The organism is Pseudoalteromonas sp. AOP31-A2-14, assembly GCF_052378035.1.
Lineage (GTDB): Bacteria > Pseudomonadota > Gammaproteobacteria > Enterobacterales > Alteromonadaceae > Pseudoalteromonas.
The window spans coordinates 68,195-86,290 of the sequence record NZ_JBQSXI010000002.1 but is presented as its reverse complement, the minus strand read 5'-3'; the positions used below and the strand labels follow the sequence as shown (position 1 = coordinate 86,290).

The 18,096-nt window shown below is 41.9% G+C and carries 14 protein-coding genes and 2 pseudogenes; 9 read left to right on the top strand and 7 right to left on the bottom strand.

Features of this window, described 5'->3' with window-relative positions:
• The first annotated feature begins 31 nt into the window (after window positions 1-31).
• On the top strand, window positions 32-547 hold the full coding sequence (locus ACT3S9_RS16235) for a DUF6795 domain-containing protein (protein ID WP_441836629.1): 516 nt from the start codon (window positions 32-34) through the stop codon (window positions 545-547).
• Between the two features lie 42 nt (window positions 548-589).
• On the opposite strand, the pseudogene ACT3S9_RS16230 reads toward ACT3S9_RS16235, so the two are convergent.
• A pseudogene (locus ACT3S9_RS16230) lies at window positions 590-871 on the bottom strand (MerR family transcriptional regulator); the annotation flags it as partial.
• Between the two features lie 278 nt (window positions 872-1,149).
• Here ACT3S9_RS16230 and ACT3S9_RS16225 point away from each other — a divergent pair.
• Together ACT3S9_RS16225 and ACT3S9_RS16220 are read left to right on the top strand one after the other, a co-directional pair.
• Window positions 1,150-1,674 (top strand): DsrE family protein, encoded by a 525-nt coding sequence (locus ACT3S9_RS16225; RefSeq protein WP_441836480.1) that lies wholly within the window; start codon window positions 1,150-1,152, stop codon window positions 1,672-1,674.
• A complete protein-coding gene (locus ACT3S9_RS16220; protein ID WP_441836479.1) occupies window positions 1,674-2,327 on the top strand; it encodes a GDSL-type esterase/lipase family protein in 654 nt (217 codons plus the stop codon). Before ACT3S9_RS16225 ends, ACT3S9_RS16220 begins: the two co-directional genes overlap by 1 nt.
• Here ACT3S9_RS16220 and ACT3S9_RS16215 read toward each other — a convergent pair.
• Together ACT3S9_RS16215 and ACT3S9_RS16210 are read right to left on the bottom strand one after the other, a co-directional pair.
• Entirely contained in the window at window positions 2,320-2,790 is a 471-nt protein-coding gene (locus ACT3S9_RS16215; protein ID WP_441836478.1) for an ankyrin repeat domain-containing protein, read from the bottom strand. The genes ACT3S9_RS16220 and ACT3S9_RS16215 overlap by 8 nt on opposite strands.
• Before the next feature lie 61 nt (window positions 2,791-2,851).
• On the bottom strand, window positions 2,852-4,378 hold the full coding sequence (locus ACT3S9_RS16210; RefSeq protein ID WP_441836477.1) for a catalase: 1,527 nt from the start codon (window positions 4,376-4,378) through the stop codon (window positions 2,852-2,854).
• A gap of 348 nt (window positions 4,379-4,726) precedes the next feature.
• On the opposite strand from ACT3S9_RS16210, the gene ACT3S9_RS16205 reads away from it, so the two are divergent.
• The 6 genes and pseudogenes from ACT3S9_RS16205 to ACT3S9_RS16180 all read left to right on the top strand — a co-directional run bounded on the left by ACT3S9_RS16205 (window position 4,727) and on the right by ACT3S9_RS16180 (window position 11,300).
• Entirely contained in the window at window positions 4,727-5,401 is a 675-nt protein-coding gene (locus ACT3S9_RS16205; RefSeq protein ID WP_441836476.1) for an HAD family hydrolase, read from the top strand.
• Between the two features lie 2 nt (window positions 5,402-5,403).
• A complete protein-coding gene (locus tag ACT3S9_RS16200; protein WP_441836475.1) occupies window positions 5,404-6,366 on the top strand; it encodes a sugar-binding transcriptional regulator in 963 nt (320 codons plus the stop codon).
• A gap of 73 nt (window positions 6,367-6,439) precedes the next feature.
• A pseudogene (locus ACT3S9_RS16195) lies at window positions 6,440-7,159 on the top strand (hypothetical protein); the annotation flags it as partial.
• Between the two features lie 63 nt (window positions 7,160-7,222).
• Window positions 7,223-8,373 (top strand): IS3 family transposase gene (locus ACT3S9_RS16190; RefSeq protein ID WP_086957897.1). Its coding sequence is split into 2 segments (ribosomal slippage): window positions 7,223-7,478 and window positions 7,478-8,373, totalling 1,152 coding nucleotides; the frame shifts between segments, so codons are not numbered across the junction.
• 333 nt (window positions 8,374-8,706) lie between these two features.
• On the top strand, window positions 8,707-10,773 hold the full coding sequence (locus tag ACT3S9_RS16185; protein ID WP_192540205.1) for a TonB-dependent receptor: 2,067 nt from the start codon (window positions 8,707-8,709) through the stop codon (window positions 10,771-10,773).
• A 74-nt stretch (window positions 10,774-10,847) separates the two neighbouring features.
• Window positions 10,848-11,300 carry a hypothetical protein gene (locus ACT3S9_RS16180; RefSeq protein ID WP_192540204.1) on the top strand — a complete coding sequence of 151 codons (453 nt, stop codon included), beginning with the start codon at window positions 10,848-10,850 and terminating at the stop codon, window positions 11,298-11,300.
• Window positions 11,301-11,342: 42 nt separating this feature from the next.
• Here the strand turns inward: ACT3S9_RS16180 and ACT3S9_RS16175 are convergent, their stop codons facing one another.
• The 4 genes from ACT3S9_RS16175 to ACT3S9_RS16160 form a co-directional block, all read right to left on the bottom strand.
• Window positions 11,343-12,221 (bottom strand): heme/hemin ABC transporter substrate-binding protein, encoded by an 879-nt coding sequence (locus ACT3S9_RS16175; RefSeq protein WP_192540203.1) that lies wholly within the window; start codon window positions 12,219-12,221, stop codon window positions 11,343-11,345.
• A 266-nt stretch (window positions 12,222-12,487) separates the two neighbouring features.
• On the bottom strand, window positions 12,488-13,684 hold the full coding sequence (locus ACT3S9_RS16170; RefSeq protein ID WP_192540202.1) for an MFS transporter: 1,197 nt from the start codon (window positions 13,682-13,684) through the stop codon (window positions 12,488-12,490).
• Window positions 13,677-17,111, bottom strand: a complete 3,435-nt coding sequence (locus tag ACT3S9_RS16165; RefSeq protein ID WP_192540201.1) for a hypothetical protein — start codon at window positions 17,109-17,111, stop codon at window positions 13,677-13,679. Before ACT3S9_RS16165 ends, ACT3S9_RS16170 begins: the two co-directional genes overlap by 8 nt.
• Window positions 17,111-18,001, bottom strand: coding sequence for an ABC transporter ATP-binding protein (locus tag ACT3S9_RS16160; protein ID WP_225736424.1), 891 nt, complete (start codon window positions 17,999-18,001; stop codon window positions 17,111-17,113). Before ACT3S9_RS16160 ends, ACT3S9_RS16165 begins: the two co-directional genes overlap by 1 nt.
• Window positions 18,002-18,096: the final 95 nt, after the last annotated feature.

Below are 18,096 nucleotides of genomic sequence, written 5' to 3'. Positions count from 1 at the left end.
TCTAAGACTCAAGCTTGGGAGGTTTGGCATTTTGTTATCAAGATTAAAGGGGTTATTACTGGTAATTGTATCTATTACTATTGTTTTTTTTACTACAACGCAGGCTTTTGCAGGTATGTTTGGTTTTTTTAATAAACAAGAATTTGTTTTATCAGCACCTGTACAGGGGCGATTATTAAATGAAGGATTACCCGTTGCTGATACTAAAGTAATTAGATCGCTGACTTATGGTGACGAATACATAGATGAAACAACAACAGATGATAAGGGTTATTTTGCGTTTACTGAGAAAACGATTAATACGTCTAAACCCTCAAATATGTTTGATAATGAGTCGTTGACTCAGCATATTTATTTAGAAAATGGTACACCAGAAGGTGTTGTACTATGGGCTATCAGAGTTGTTTTGCATGAGCAAAGTGACACACTAAAAAGACTACTTGATGATTTAGTTTGTGATATCTCGAAAGAGCCACAAACATACGATATACCAATTGAGGAAGCGCCAGAACACTTTTTCACTATTTATGGTGTATGCGAGGTTTAATAAAAAAACCTTCAGTATAAAACTTGCTTTGTAAGAGTTTGTAGCTGCCCCGTCCTTTTTTGTCGGAGTGCGTTTATCAGGTAAAGTGGCTAATGTCTGTTTAATTGCTTCAAGTGTTACTCCCATCGTTTGCGCAGCTTTTATAAGCGCTACACGTTTCAGTACATCGGGTTTACAGCGACGTTGGTTACCGCTGCTGCGCCAGCTTCTGCTTAGGCCTTCAGTTTCGTAAAAGTGCAGTGCTGATACTTTTACACCACTGCGCTTAGCGACATAACCTGCGGTTAAATTAGCTTCGAGGAGTTTTTTATGTTGAACGGTCATAGCTTCGCTCCACCATAAAAAAAGGAGCTAACCAAATGCAAGAAAAATTAATAAATAACAATCGCAATCCTAAAATCTAAGCTTAGAACACGACTACAAAAGTAGTTTTCACTACTGTCTAATGCGGCACCTCCCTCAGCACCCGATGCATTTACGTTAAGTGTAAATACATTTTTCTTTATTTAGGAATGACTTTTCAATCACACCAGTATATTCAAGCTAGTTAATTACTTTAAATAGAGTTAGGGTAGGTTAAACAAAAAAGAAAAGGATAATTTATGAAATCATTATTTTTAGCCGTAGCACTTACTTTAGTTAGCTTTATTGCAACTGCTGAGCAAAGCGAACCCATTATAAAAGATTTTGGCCGTTTTTATGAAGTACCAAATCATGCGCCTATAGATAAACAAACAAAATTTAAAGTTGCTTTTGATGTTGGTGGTGGTGCGGAAAAAGGCGCGAAAAATAACTATATAGATAGCTTGGCACGCTTTATTAATTTGCATGTAGCACATGGTGTTAAGCTTGAAAATATTCAATTAGCCCTGGTGGTACATGGTGGCGCAAGTGTTGATGTACTAGAAAATAGCTTTTATAAAAAGCGCTTTGGTATGGATAATAAAAATCAATCTCTTATAAACCAATTACTTGAAAATAATACTGTTATATATGTCTGCGGGCAATCAGCTACGCATATGAAGGTTGCTCCTGAAGAACTTATTCCTGGCGTAAAAATGTCGCTTTCAGCGATGACAGCCCATGCACAGCTGCAGCAACAAGGTTATACTTTGAATCCTTTTTAATGAATATATTGTGTTTTGGTGACTCAAATACCTTTGGTATATCACCCTTAGATGGAAAGCGGCTATCAGAATACGAGCGCTTTCCAACTTTACTTAAACAGCAGTTAGCTGAGCAATGCCATGTAATAGAAGCTGGTCAACCTAACCGTACTTTAGTGAAAAACTTAGCGTTTACCGGTGATAAATCAGGCATAAAATATTTAAAACCGTATCTTGAAGAGCATAAGCTGGATGCAATCATTATTCAGTTAGGTACGAATGATTTAAAAGCCCGTTTCGCTTTAACACCCAAACAAATAGCTGAGGGTTTAGAGCAATTAATAATGAGTATTAAGGCTTTTTATCGGCAAGTAATTAATCACGAACTTAGTCACCAAAAACAGAAAAACCAAAAACCTAGCAATCAACCCTTAATCATTATTTTAAGTCCACCAAAAGTGTTTGAAGTGGGGCAGTATCAAAAAGTTTATAAAGATGCTGAGCAAAAATCTAAAGCATTAGGGCTGCATTTTATGCAGGTTGCTAAAAAATACGGTTGTGAGTTTTTAGATTGCTACCCGCTCGTCGAACCTTGTAAAAGTGAAGGTATACACATTCCTAAAAGTGGACATAAAAAGCTGGCTAACGAGCTCTATAAATTGCTATCTATTTAGTTTTGTACTTATCTAATAACTCTATCACCTTTTGTTGGCCAAAGGTTTGTGCAAATTGTTCAGCAGTTTGCCCTGCTTTATTTACATGTTCTGCATCGCAATCGAGACTAACTAAGGTTTTGGCAATACTAAACTCACCTCTAAAGATCGCGGCCATTAGTGCTGTGTTGCCACGGTTGTCTTCTAAACATGCATTAGCTCCGAGGTTTAATAAGGTATTTACTGTTTTTTTATGGCCGTGGTAGGTGGCAATCATTAAGGCTGAATATCCCTTATTGTTATAGCTATTAATAGGTACTCCCGCGCTTACAAATTGGCTAATAACGGTATCATCATCAGTGCGTGCAGCAGCAAAGTAATATGCAAGCAAGTTATCATATTGCGATTGTGTATCTGTTTTTGGTTCATTAGCAGCGGCTTTAAAGCTCAAAACAGCGAATAAAACTATTAGTAAGTAACGCATAAATGTGTCCTGTAAAAAAGAGGAAGAGCAAGTCCTCCTCTAAATGGTTAGGGTCGGGTTGTTAAAGTTTATTGGCTAGTTGCTTAACCATTTTAATATCGCCGTTTACGGCTTTAGTTAAGCGTGTACCGTATTCAGTATCGGCTTTGTAAAAGTGACTAAGCATTTTGTGCTTAACGTTGCTGTCTTTTACTTTACCTAAGTCGCCCGCTAGGTTGCTAACTAAATTAGTACGCTCTTGCTTGCTAAAGCTGCGGTATAAAACGCCTGCTTGAGCGAAGTTTTGCTGCTTTTTAATAGCTGCTTGCTGTACAAAACCTTTTAGTTTCGTTTGGCTTCTACGAGCAATTGGATTCTCAGCTACATTTTCGTGGCTTGGTTGATAGTTAACGTTACCTTGAGTATTACCGTAGTTCATAGCACCATCTTGGTTATAATTAACTACATCAACTTTTGTACGGTTAACTGGCAGTTGTTGATGGTTAGCACCTAGGCGATACATTTGTGTATCTGCGTATGAAAATACGCGACCTTGTAGCAGCCTATCTTCTGATGGCTCAATGCCCGGAATAATATTACCCGGTGCCATGGCAACTTGTTCTGTCGATTGGAAAAAGTTATCTGGTACACGGTTTAACGTCATGGTACCGACTTTAGTTTCTTTAACACCTAACCACATTTTTGTAGCATCTAATGGGTTGTAATCAAAGTTATTTAGTTGCGATGGTGTAAGCGTTTTTATATACAGATCCCACTTAGGAAAGTTACCCTTATTGATTTCGGTGTATAGGTCATGAGTTAAGTGCTGAAAGTTTTTACCTTGTACTTCGGTTACCTCTTTTGCACTTAAGTTATCAATACCTTGTTTGCTTACCCAATGGAACTTAACGTATTTTACATCACCGGATTTATTAATCATTTTGTATGCATGTACGCCAAAGCCATCCATTTTACGTAGGCTTGCTGGTGTACCGTTATCACTGTAAACCCATGTTAGCATGTGAGTAGAGCCCGGCTCATACGAGAAGAAATCAAAAAAACGATTTGGATCTTGGATGTTATCGATAGGTGATGGTTTTAATGAATGTACCATGTCAGGGAATTTGATCGCATCACGAATAAAAAATACCGGCAGGTTGTTACCTACTAAATCCCAGTTACCTTCGTCAGTATAAAACTTAGTTGCAAAGCCGCGTGGATCACGCAAGGTTTCAGGACTACCCTTAGAGTGGATAACTGATGAAAATCGTACAAATACTTCTGTCTCTTTGTCTATTTCGTTAAATGGGGCTGCAATAGTTAAGTCATCTAGCGCTTTGCTTGCCGTAAATACACCATGTGCACCGGTACCACGTGCATGTACTACACGCTCTGGAATACGTTCACGAGCAAAGCGTTGCAGTTTTTGAATTAATTGTACGTCTTCAAGTAATACGCTACCGCGTTCACCAGCGGTAATTGAGTTTTGGTTATCGCCAACCGCCGCGCCGTTATCTTTAGTTAGCGTTGCTGCACTGCTAGGTAATGCCATTGCGAGCATAATAGCGCTTAAGGTTAATTTAGCTTTATTGTTAGTTAGTTTATTCATAGTGACCTCTAGATATTGTGCCAGTCAGTTGGCTTATTAATTGGTACTGAGTATATGAGTAAGCTTTTATTCGGTAAAGGTGATTGATTAGATTGGTTTGATTTGTATTTTAGATTGGTTTGGTTTTCTCAATGTAATAGTGAGGCATTAGACCTTAGTCTAGTATTTGACTATAACTCTATTGAAAGCATGGGTTTTCAGGTGTTTTTTTACCTGAAATCACCATGCTGGTGCGTTTATTATTCACTTTTTATTGACATTAGTATATGTAAAAGAGAGTATGCCCACTGCTTGGGCTAATGCCCATGCTGGTGAGGTGAAAATCTAAATGCACAAAAAGGTGGCAAAATGGCCAATAACATAGAGCTAGTGATTTTTGATTGTGACGGTGTTGTTATCGACAGTGAGGTATTAAGTGCCCGCGTGTTAATCAGCATGCTGCGCGATTTAAATATCAATATAGATAAGCGCTATGTACAGCAGCATTTTTTAGGCTGCAGTTTTAAAACTGTCAGCGAAAAAGTTGCAACCGCTTTTGGGATTAACTTGCCAAGCCAATTTGAAAACGATTACCGGAAAATATTAGTTACTATGTTCGCCGAGCACTTACAAGCAACAACAGGTATTCATGAGGTACTTAAAAACCTTAATGTACCATTTTGTATTGCTACAAGTAGTAGTCGTTCAAGAACAAAAAAAGCATTGCAAGCTGTTAATTTTGAGTCGATCTTTAAGAATATTTTTACCAGTGAAGAAGTTACCTCTGGCAAGCCTGCACCAGATTTATTTCTACATGCAGCTGCGTCGATGGAGGTTTCACCTCAAAATTGCTTAGTGATTGAAGACAGTAGCGCTGGTGTTCAAGCAGCCTTGAGCGCAAATATGCAGGTTGTTCACTATAGTGGTGGCCAACATTTAGTTGGGGGAATAAATCATGTGCATTTAAATTTCCCTAATGTTGCGTTACTTACCCATTGGCGGTCATTTTTTACTGCTTATCCTAAACTCACACACAAACAATAATTATGAATGAAAAATCAAACAGTGAATTAAAAAAGCTAGAAGACGCTGCTCGAGCTGCATGGCTTTACTATGTAGCTAAAAATACCCAAGACGAAATAGCACAAAAATTGGATGTATCACGTCAATCAGCACAGCGCTTGGTCGCCCTTGCAGTTAGTGAAAGTTTGATAAAAGTACGTTTAGATCATCCTATTACACGTTGTATGGAGCTTGCTGAGCAGTTAAAGGCTGAATTTAATTTATTAGAATGTGAAGTCGCCCCAAGTGATCCAAATGATATCAACTCATCATATGGGCTTGCACAAAGTGGCGCTAAAATTTTAGAGCGTTATCTAAAATCAAAGCAACCAAAAACTCTTGCATTTGGTACTGGACGGTCATTAAAAGCCTGTATCGATGAATTGCCAAGCATGGAGTGCGAGCAACATAAGTTGGTATCGCTAGTGGGTAACATGATGGAAGATGGCTCAGCATCTAAATTTGATATTGTAGTAAGTATGGCTAATCGGGTTAACGCTAAGCACTTTCCTTTACCGTTGCCTTTATTAGCGCAAACCCAAGCACAAAAAGAGTTATTACATGACTTAGCGCCAGTTAAAAATATTTTTAACTTAGCAGCCAATGCTGATGCGACCTTTGTGGGGATTGGACATATGACACCTAGCTCACCGCTTCTGTTAGATGGTTTTATAGATACAGATGAGCTGCAATCATTTCAAGATGCCGGGGTTACCGGCGAAATAGTGAGTTGGCTTTATGACAAAAACGGCACACTCATTAATAACACACTGACCGAGCGTTTACTAAGTGTACCACTGCAAAAAAATACTGAAAAACCTGTATTTGGTATTGCCGCAGGCCCTGAAAAAGTCGCGGCTATTGAAAGTGCTTTGCAAGGTAAGCTGATTAATTCGCTGATCACAAATGAATACACAGCTGAAAGAATTCTTAAAAACATTTCATAACGATTAATAATACGTCTGAAACTATTTTTTTGAGCAAAAATACGAATAAGTAGTAAAGGCATAGGAAATGATAATGACAACACATCAAAACACACCTAATTTAAGTGAAGTTAACGAAGAACAGCTTCCTGTTGCTCAACATAAACTTCATGGTTGGAAACACTTTGCTGGGCTGTATGCTGGAGAGCATGTAGCAGCAACTGAATTTGTAATCGGTGCAACATTTGTGGCACTGGGTGCTTCGACAATTGATATTTTACTTGGCTTGCTAATAGGTAACTTACTTGCCATGTGCTCATGGTGGTTACTTACGGCGCCAATTGCTGTCGAAACTCGCTTAAGTTTATATAATTATTTAAACAAAATTGCGGGCAACTCAATGACTAAGCTCTATAACTGGGCAAATGTGGTCATTTTTAGTGTCATATCAGCGGCAATGATCACTGTTTCCTCCACCGCGGTGCGATTTTTATTTGATATACCTGCTCAGCTTAATTGGTATCCAAATAGCCTTTGGTTTGTTGCTATCGTACTGGCTGTTGGTTCGATAGTGGTGTTTGTTGCCATGTATGGTTTTTCTACGGTGGCTGACTTTTCAAAATTATGTGCACCGTGGTTATTTGTCATTTTTATTGGTGGCTCGTTTGCGCTATTTCCAGAGCTTTCAAATCACGTTATTGGCTCAACTTCATTAACCAGTTTTAATGACTTCATGATTATTGGTGACTCCTCGATTTGGACCGGAACCAATGCAGAAGGCGAAAAGGGGATAGGTTTATTTGAAGTGATAGGCTGATCTGAACCAATAGTTTTGGACACCTCATTAAGTGAGTAAACTAACTCATAGAGGTGAAACATGACAACTAAGACCAAACGTAAATCCTATTCAGAAGAATTCAAAGAAGAAGCACTAAAGCTGGCGAGTAAAGTAGGTTTTGCTCAAGCTGCCAGAGAATTAAGTGTCGCAGAGTCCCAGCTTTACTATTGGCGAACTGCTGCTCTGAAAAAGGCATCTACATCAGATAGAGAAAGTACGTTAGCTACCGAGAATGCTCGTTTGAAACGCCAACTAGCGGTGCAAGCAGAGGAGCTAGACATATTAAAAAAAGCCGCCACCTACTTCGCGAAAAATCAAAAATAACACGATTTGAATTTATGCAAAGCTACCGAAGCACATTCAGCGTTATCAGAATGGCTAAGGTACTTTGTGTATCGCCAAGTGGGTTTTATGCATGGATAAAATCATGTGAGCACGTGTGTAAGCGCAAACAACAACAGCAAATGTTAGATACTCAGGTCAAAGCCGTATTTGTTGACAGTAAAGAGCGAGACGGTGCGAGACGTATCCAAGTCGAGCTGGCGGAGCAAGGGAATAAACATGATGTAAAAACCATCAACAGAAGCATGGGACGTCAGGGTTTAGTAGCTAAAGCAGCTCGTAAATTCAAGTCGACCACCGACAGTAAACACAATTTACCTGTGGCCCCTAATTTACTTGAGCAGAACTTTACCGCCGATAAGCCCAACCAAAAATGGGCAGGTGATATCACGTATCTAATGACCAGCGAAGGATGGCTTTACCTCGCTGTGATTATCGACCTGTACTCGCGCTCAGTGATTGGTTGGTCAATGAGTACACGCATGACATCATCTTTGGTGTGTGACGCCCTGCAAATGGCTATCTGGCGCCGAGGTAGACCTAAAGATGTCATTGTACATAGTGATAGAGGCAGCCAATATGCTTCCCATGCTTATCGTGATTTATTAAGCGAACATCATTTAATGCAAAGTATGAGTCGTAAAGGCAACTGCTGGGATAATGCGTGTGTGGAAAGCTTCTTCCATTCACTCAAGGTCGAAGCCATCCAATATGAGCCTATTATGAACCGAGAAACCATGAGGCAGCATGTATTTGAATATATAGAAATTGATTACAACAAAAAGAGAAGGCATAGTGCGTTAGGCTATTTAAGCCCCGAGAAATTTGAACAACTAAATGTCGCTTAACGAAGTGTCCACTAATGATGGTTCAGATCAATTACTCTAAAGTGTCAGGTTACACCAAGCGATATGGGGAACCACGAAATTATAGCCTGCGGGTAATGTACAATTTTTAAGGTGTAGTTTAGTAAAACTAACACTTTAAAAATTATATAATTGATAAAGTTACACCATTAATACGCACTTGTTCAAGTGCGTATTTAACATTCCTTTTCAAGTTCAAGCTAGCCAACTTATTACCAACAACCAGCAAAATAAAATGTAACTATATAGTCGTTGCGCAAAACAAGTAACAAAAGTACAATTGATAATGGTTATTATTAAATAAATGAACTACAAGTGAAAATTAAGGAAATCTTACTCCCTGTTGCAGCATTAGTATCAACAACTGTATTAGCAAATACTGATGAAACTAATACCGAAAATCAAATGACTGTCATAGAAGTTACCGGTGAATTGTTATCAAGAAGCTTGCTACAAAGTGGCAATAGTGTTGTTGTTTTTGATGCCAAAACACTTGAAAACCGCCCTGAACTTAGAACCGTAAGAGATGTTTTAAGTGAGATCCCTAATATTACTATGGTTACAGGCACAGGCAAAGCGCCAACAGTAAGAGGGATTGACGGTACTGGCGCCGCTGAAAATGCCAATGCATTTTTTGCCGGCAGCAGGGCACGGCTAAACTGGCAAATTGACGGCCGCTCAGCTACTTATAACGAAATAGTATTTGGCGACTTAGGCATTTGGGATCTCAATCAGATTGAGGTACTTAGAGGGCCACAAAGTACGCTCGCTGGGCGCAATGCTATCGCAGGTACAATCCGCGTTGAAACGCAAGATCCAACATTCGAACAACAGTTTACAATTCGCGCCGAAGGTGGGAATTTAGACCAAAAACGCCTATCTGCCACTTATAATCAACCGCTTACAGAGCAGTTTTCTGTACGTATTGCTGCCGACCAATTTGAACGTCGCTCCCCTGTTGATTATGAACCTTACCCAGATGTTGATAATCCAGCCGAGATGGAAGGCCGCGCAATTAGAGGGAAATTACTTTACGAGGGTAACGACCAATATGATACCCGCATCGTTGTTACCCTTACTGACAATAAATACACCGGCCCAAATGGTGAAATTATTGATTACCCGTTTGATGAAAGACGCTCTAATTTTCCACAACAGCCTGTACATGTAACGCATACGAAAAGCGTGGGGGTTGAATATAACGCAGCAATAAATGAACAACTAGCGCTAGAAGTGACGGCATCAGCAACAGATTTTAATTTTGAGCGTAAATCCACACCAGACGGCTCTAAAGCTAATGTTGATACGAAAGAATATGTGATTGAACCTCGTTTACGTTATCAAGGTGATAACGGCGCACAATGGGTTATTGGTAGCCGCTACTATAGCGCTAAGCAAGATGATTGGATTCAGTTTATTGTCAAACAGAGCTTTACTGATGATTCTAATAATTTTGCAATCTACTCAGAGGGCGCATTTCCATTTAATGAAAAATTTGAACTAACCGCGGGTTTACGCTACGAAAAAGAAAACCGCAAACGTGAAGGTGGCGATCCAGATAGGGCAATAGCTAAAATTGAATCAGATAATGATTACAGCGCTCTGTTACCAAAGCTAGGCCTTAGTTATCAAGTTAATGAAGAGCATACCATTGGCTTGCAATTATCTCGTGGCTATAACGCAGGGGGTGGTGGTATTTCTTTTGGCGCACCGATTGTAAACTATGAGTACGACGAAGAATACGTAAACTCATTGGAATTATATGGTCGACAACAATGGGCTGATAATAACATCAGCACATCGCAAAACCTGTTTTACTCGCAATATACAGACATGCAATTACCCTTTGATTTAACAACCGAAAATACGCGTGATGAAGCTTATGTGGTAAGAAACGCAGACGAAGTTACCACTGTTGGTTTTGAATTTAGCGCAGATTGGCGTATTGATGAGCAATTTAATTTGTACGGTAGCTTTGCACTATTAGACTCCGAAATCACTGATTATCCAGGCTCAGGCTTAGAAGGTAACTCATTGTTTATGGTTCCTTCTGCTTCAATGAAGTTAGGCGGGACATGGCAGTCAAATAACTGGGTTGTTAATATGAGCGGTCAGTACACTGATGGTTGGTATACCAATATTTCAAACGATGAAGGCAGTAAAACAGGCGCATTTGCCACCTTCAATACCAGCTTAAGTTACTCAATATCAGAGCAAGCTAAATTGTACCTTACAGTACGTAATATTTTTGATGAAGATGCGCCTGTTGCGCTATACCCAGGTACAGCACCTGCTGACAGCAATGAACCAGACAGCCATTTTGATAAAGCAGTTTTAACTCAACCTCGAACCATTAGCGCAGGTTTACAGTATACATTTTGATCTAACTAATAATTTACACGGCAGGCTCGCTTGCCGTAACCCTTCATAAAAACAATAACTAGGATTCATGCAATATGGCAATTCTAAAGCACGATCATAGCCTTTGGCCATTAGCCGTCACCGTTGCACGCGGCGGATGCACCCTCGAGATGCATTTAAACTCATTGCACGGATGGGATGAGTGGTTTAAAAAAACGGAGCCTTTTGTCGTTGTTCGTGTTTACAGCGATGAAGAGTCTTTACAGCATCCAAAAGGAGCAGGGCCCGCTACGCAAAAATGGTTAAAAGAGGGAGCGGCAGAGCAAATGCAGCAATATGTTCAAGCAATGCTTATTGTGGTTCCAGAACAGCAATTTGAACGAATGCAAAGAATGAGTGTACAAAAAGCCTTTGGTATACCCGGTGCTGTCGTTAAATCACTTGATGATGCCCATACTTGGCTAATGACAACATCAAACCACAATAAAACATTTGAGCAAACAAACTTTATGCAAATAGAGACGCTTGTTCACGCATTAGCGACTTAACCTATTGAATTAAGACTATTTAGCACTATTAGCAGCTGATTTTTAAAATCTATATTGATATCCATCAGGTAATTGCGCTTGAGGATAAAAAGTATGTGCTAATTCAACAAGAGCTTGCGGCGTTCTAGGGCCCATACTAAGCAAATAGGCAACATCAAAATTATGCACGCGTTTATTTTTAACTGCATTGGAGAACTTAAACGCGTTTAACAACTCAGAACTTGATGGTTGCTCATGCCCACCAATACTCATGGTAATAATTACATCAGGGTTTAGTACAAGCGCCGCTTCACTCGATATTGCCTGCCAGTTAGCCACGCTTGACGCCATCACATTCTTACCACCAGCAATAGCTACGAGCTCATTTGCCGTAGTACCAGAACCTGCAACCATGAGTTGATCACTGCGAATAACCAACACTTTAGGTTTAGTCGTTGCTTGTTTTAAAATATGCGTTAAGGCATCACGATCTGCTTTTAGCGCTTGCGCTAACTCCGTTCCTTTGCTCTGGACTTGCAACAGGCTGGCTATTTGTTCTATTTTATTTTCAATCCGCCAGAAGCTATCATTTTCGTGCAAAATAACCAGATTCGCAGCGGTACGTTTTAATTGCTCAACCACCTTCTTCGGGCCTATATCTGCCTCTGCAAGGATAAGATCAGGGTTTAATGACAATATCCCCTCAACGCTTATTTTACGCACATAGCCAATTTGAGGCTGTGTGGTGGCTGCAGCAGGAAAAATACTACTGCTATCAACACCAACAATACGTTGCTGCTCGCCAAGCGCATAAATAACTTCGGTTATTGAGCCGCCAGCAACCACAATTCGTTGTGGGTTAATGGGTTGCGGGCTTGCATGTACGTAACTATTAGCAAGTAAAGTAACGAACGAAATAAGGAATAGTACAAAGGGCTTCATTGTCATCAAATCAAATTTGAAAACAAAAATAATAACAGTTTCTATTTTCAACTTATAGCTTTATCTATCACGAATAAAATCCAGAGTTAAGGTGTATTTTCTTTTGGCGCTTATGGTGAACCTCGAAGCTATAGTGCGCAAATAACTTACTAGTTTTGATGTAATAACCAATCACTATGTAAGTGTTTAGTTCTGGGTAATCAAACCCCTTCTCTAAACAACTTTACGCACTACAAGCAAGGGCTATAGATTCGCTTGAAAGATAATTACTTTTGTGATCGCCAACCTATCGCTAACATTAACATCACTGCAATCAGCCCATAAGGCAAGCCATTATCGATGCTATAAACACCAGTCCCAACAATAGGGCCTACAACAATTCCCAGCCCTTGCGCTGCTGAAATTGTTCCAGCAGCGGCTCCTTGCTCATGATCTTCAACTGAATTGGCAGCCAATGCCGAGACAGATGGAAAAACCCATCCCATGCCAAAACCCGCTACGCCATAGCTAAACCAAAGCACAAGTGGTGTCGAGGCGAAGATCGTACAGCTAAATCCGGCTGCGGCAATGATCCCCCCACATTTAATTAATCGTCGCGGCTGCCAGTCAAGCTTTTGTAATACAACTTGTGCAACTATCAGCGTTACACCAACAATAGCCAGTGCAACACCTGCGGTGCGCGCCGTACTCGCAGGCTCAAGCAATAACCGATCGAGGGCAAAAAAACCAACCGTGATCTGCGCAACCGCAACACTAAATGTAGCAACAAAGGCTACAATTACTGGCCAGCGTAAGCGTATATCGTTTAATTTTAGTGAGTTACCGTCCGGCTTTACGTGGTGTTCTCGCCTTGGCAATACACGCCAAATTACAATCAATGCAATGGCGGGTAAAACAGCCGTGATGTATAAAGGAATACTTAAACTATAAGGACCAATGAGACCTACAAAACTTGGGCCTATAACCATACCTGCGGCACTTGAGGCCCCGATCCCAGCCATCGCTGCTGCTCGCTGTTTAGGCGATATATGATCTGCCACTAATGCAGCACTTGTTGCGGGCACCGCAGCATAGAATACCCCTGCTATACTCCGTCCTATCACAATGCCGACAAATGCGAGTCCCTGCACCATTGCCGTTTGCATCGCAAAATCAATAAACAATGCCAATAACGCATAGCTAATAACAAAGCCAGCAAGCCCAAATAGCATCACTGGCCGACGGCCGTTACGGTCGCTTAGTTTCCCCCAAAACTGAGCCATAACAACCCAAGCAACACCGGCCATAGTCATTGCCGTACCAAGCTGCCATGCTTCAAGCCCGATAACGCGTGCAATGGGCGCAGCCAAAGCCGCAAATGCCATTAGCGCCATCGTACACACAAATGTTTCGAACATAAGCGGTTTCAGGCTAAATGGAGCATCCGTTGTTGGCACAGTTTTATTGTTGACTAGGTTACTCATTCTCTGTCCTTATGATTGAGGGTATTGCACAGTTTTTATGCCGCTCCCCACCTTCAGGGCATATCGCTTTAAAGTGGTTATCGTCTACTGAACGTTCATAGCCAATTGCAGCATGGAATAAATATACATCGTCGTGATTTACATCACGATCAATTAATATTTCAGGGATATATTCTTGCGCACGGATATCAGAACCGCGTATCAACAAATCTTTAGTTGCCTCTTGAGCTTGCCAACCGCCTTGCGCCCACACCCAGCTCAAAATTGTTATTTCAGTGGTGCTATCATTTGTTTTGATAACCACGTCACTGCTCCTTGGTGCACCCAATAATTCATCGAGCGATCCAGAGCCAACTGATAGAGCCAGACGCTGTAATAGTGAAGATGAATGGAGTCCCACATCGAGTGCTGTTAGTATAGAGCTCGGTGAGCGTTGCTCAAGGACTCCCCAATTATCTAGAGATAATGCGGCATAAAGTCCCAACCAGCGACGATCTGCATTCACAACTTGCGTAATAGGTTTATCGATTGTCGCAAACTCCTCTGCCAGCTGCTCTGCTGCGCGTTTTCGAATTGCCATCGCGGCTGTAAAGCCACTATATGCTTCAACGCAACGTAACGCAGTCCATCCCGCGACTCCTTCTAACAACCAACGCGCTCCAGCTTCATTTCTGAGCTCTCCACGTTTGCTAACAACTGCGCGCGCTAATGCTGTCGCTATTTTGTATTGACGCTGCCATGCACCTTGGCCAGTACCATCGCTGTACCAAGCAATGTCTTCCGGCGCCCATAGTACGCCAGCGTATAAGGCGATATCTCCTGACATACGCGGTGCTTGAATTACCTGCTCAATATCCACTACAGTGTCTAGCTCCGTAGTAATACACTGTTTCATCGCCATCAATTCTTTTGCAAAGTCATCTAGTTGAGGCTGACGAGCTGCGCCTATTAAAAATTTCGTCGAAAAGAGCTGCTGCTCTGGTATCTGCTCACGGTGCCACACTGAAGCAAACGCTAACACACCGTCTGTACTACCCTCATCTGTTACTATGTATTCGCCATTATTCTGCTTAATGGCAATAGACCAGCTCCAGTTGCCAATAGGGGCAGCTCCTTGCAGTGAGCTTAATGCTGATGCGCTAGGTAATTTGGGCAATTGGGCTGATAGTCCTAAGCGTGCGCGATCACCAATAGAGCGCACTAAACGGTCTGGGTCGTGCCCAAGTTTTGGCAATATATTTTGGCTACGCAACCAAATACTAGCAGCATCAAGCCACGGTGCTGATTCTGTTTGCCATCCTTGAGCATCTATATTCAACTTAAGTGTTAACGTACAAGGTGTATCGCACTCTGCTGCTACTGCAAAGTGACTATTGTCTGCTACAAACTCTATTGGTGCCCCAAATTTGCTTGCACTTACTAGCGAAGTGCCATGTGGTAAAGTACCATGAAGAGTAGCAGCCTTAAGGTTATCAATGCGCCAGCTTACTTTTCCCACTCCCTGAGATGGGTTGAGGCGTACAGCAATATCACCGCCACTAATGGAAAAAGGCGACGCTTTAGCCCACCAGTGTTTTTCCCAATTACCATCATGCGTTATGGCGTTAGACGATGATTCATATCCGCCTAGCTCAACAAATTGCGTATTGAGTACATTGGCGCATATTACTATCAAGCTCAACGCGATAGCGAGCGTTAAACCACCATAACCCCATATGCGTCTTCGCGCAGCATGGATACGATCTCGCAGTGTCAACGCTGTGCCACGTCGCCAGATTATCCAGCTACTTGCAAATAGCACTAAAGCAAGCGCTAACTTTAAGCTAGCTAGTGCCAAAATCATTGCAATCCATGGCGACCAGCCTGTCAACTCAGATGGATAGGCATGGATAGGTGTGCCAATTGCTGCAGGTGTATATTGCACTAGCTCAACTTCATGATTAACGATGGCGATAAAAGCTGCGAGTATAGAGACTACATAAGCTGTGCCTGCTCGCTGAAAAATAGCATGTGCAAGTACTGCAATTGCACATAACTCAGCTAATGCAGGAAACACGGTTAGCAAGACATATGCAAATGGGTAGCTTATGTTAAGTGCATGCGGTGCGGCGATCCCTGTCATTATCAATGACGCGACCGCAGGTACCAAGCATAATAAAGCGGTTAGCCCAAGAGCGGCAAAAAAACGGGCAAGGAGTCTTATTCCTAGCGGCACTGGCGATGTATCTAACCATTCAATAAAGCCTTCACAATCATCGCGACGCATTAATGCACCAACAAAACCAACAACAACAAAAACGATAAAGACAAAAAAGAAGCCAACCATAAAATAAATAAGCGCTTGTGGCGTGGGCACGAGCGGGCCATCAATATGACCAATAGAGTTCACCCAAGCGGCTGCTACGCCGATCGCAGTGAGTAATAATAAAGCAAGGCGCAGGCCAAAGCTTTGCAAAGAAACCTTTAAATGCCAAGCAGACTCTGCTGCCAATGTACGCAACCAATTAGGACTGTTAATTGCACCAGCTGGTTTTGCTGAGTGAACTACATAGGATGAGGTTTTATGTGCTTTTAAACGCGGAGCATGCTCCATAGCTAAGTGCTCTCGACGTAAGCGCAGCAGGAGAATAGCCCCAATTACGACACCAATAAATAGCCACAGTCCGCGATTAAGTAACAACCTATCTGTAAAGCCAATAATAGCGACCTTTTTTTCGGCTGGGGTCCAAGTAAGTGCCTGTCGCTCTGCTTCAACATATGCGGAGGGATCAATAATTGATGCAAGCATTGGGCTTACGCCTCCTTCATGTAACACCACCAAGGAAATCATCCAAATTAAGCTCAATATTGCTGCTGTCGCAAAAGCGCCAGTATTAGAACGCGTAAGTGCGGCACCAGCTAAGAACAACACCCCTGTCGCAAATGCACTGGGTACAGTGAATACAACCAGTGACAATAGTGCAGCCGACCAAGGCACTGGGCCAATAGCATCGGGTGGTAGCGCACCAACAGTAACCAGTAGAGGTGCCATCAGTAGTCCGACACAAATTGAAGAGCCTAGAAAAACGGCGACAACAAGTGCACCACTAAACCGTGCTGCAAGTAGCAAACGCAAAGAAATAGGACTGCTAAGCACAACTTCATGTAATTCAGCGCTGCGATCCCTCACTACGATCTGTGCAAAAATCCACGCCCAAGCAAAAAACAGCCACAAACTTTGGCCTGACACCATTAAGTAAATCACATGGGGGCTGTTACGATAGATATCTACCGCCCCCATGCTGCGCATGTAATCAGCATTGAGCAAAAAAATCAGCATATAGGCGCTCAGACCAAAGAATACGATTGGCGTAATCAAACTAGTCAAGCCTTGTTTAGCCTCATAGGCGGCTTCTTTGAAAAAGAAACTGACGCGTGAATGACTCATCACAACTCCTCAACCTTGGCAGCGCGCAATGCATGATAATACACATCTTCAAGACGAGGAGTCCGCTCGCTGTAACCTTGTTGTGCGGCGCCAGAAATGACCACTCGAGTGCCGTACGGTGTTGCCGTTGCATGTAATGCATCATCAGGAACTACTTGGTCGCGTGGAACTTCTCTTTCCCAGATTTGTCCTTTCAGACTCGCTTTAAGAGCATCAGGGGTACCTACGGCAACAATTCGACCTTTCGCCATAATAGATAAACGCGTGCAAAGATTCTCAATATCTTCAACAATGTGAGTCGACAACAGCACAACAGCATCACTGCCAATCTCAGCAAGAATCCGATGAAATCGACTTCGTTCAGCGGGATCCAAACCAGCCGTTGGCTCATCAACTATCAATAAACGAGGCTTACCGATTAGCGCAACTGCAATGCCAAAGCGACGTAACATACCACCAGAGTATGTTGCTACAGCGCGATGTGCGTCGCGCTCCAAGTTAACGCGGGTCAAGAGGTATTCAACTTCCTGTTTGCGTACCTTTTTATCAGTTCGTCCCTTTAGCCAAGCGAAACGCTCAAGCAAGTCACGCCCAGATACGTTCGGATAAGCACCAATCTGTTGCGGTAAATAGCCTAACTTAAAACGCAAACTGTCAGGATCAGCTAAAGCGTCGATACCGTCTAATGTAATTGAACCTGAATCAGGTTGTTGAAGTGATGCTAAAGTGCGCATCAGCGTACTTTTCCCAGCTCCATTTGGCCCAAGTAAGCCATATAATCCTGGTGTTACTTCAAGATCAACACCATTTAGCGCACTTACGCCCCCTTTGTAGCTCTTTCTGAGCCCTTTAACAACTAGGCCACGTTCACTCATTTGTTGATTAATCATGTTTGTTTACTCATCCGTTTTTCAATTCTAAGAAATAACGCATTCACAAAGTTCAGCCACATTTGTTACTTGCTGTTTTTACTTTGGGCTGCGTC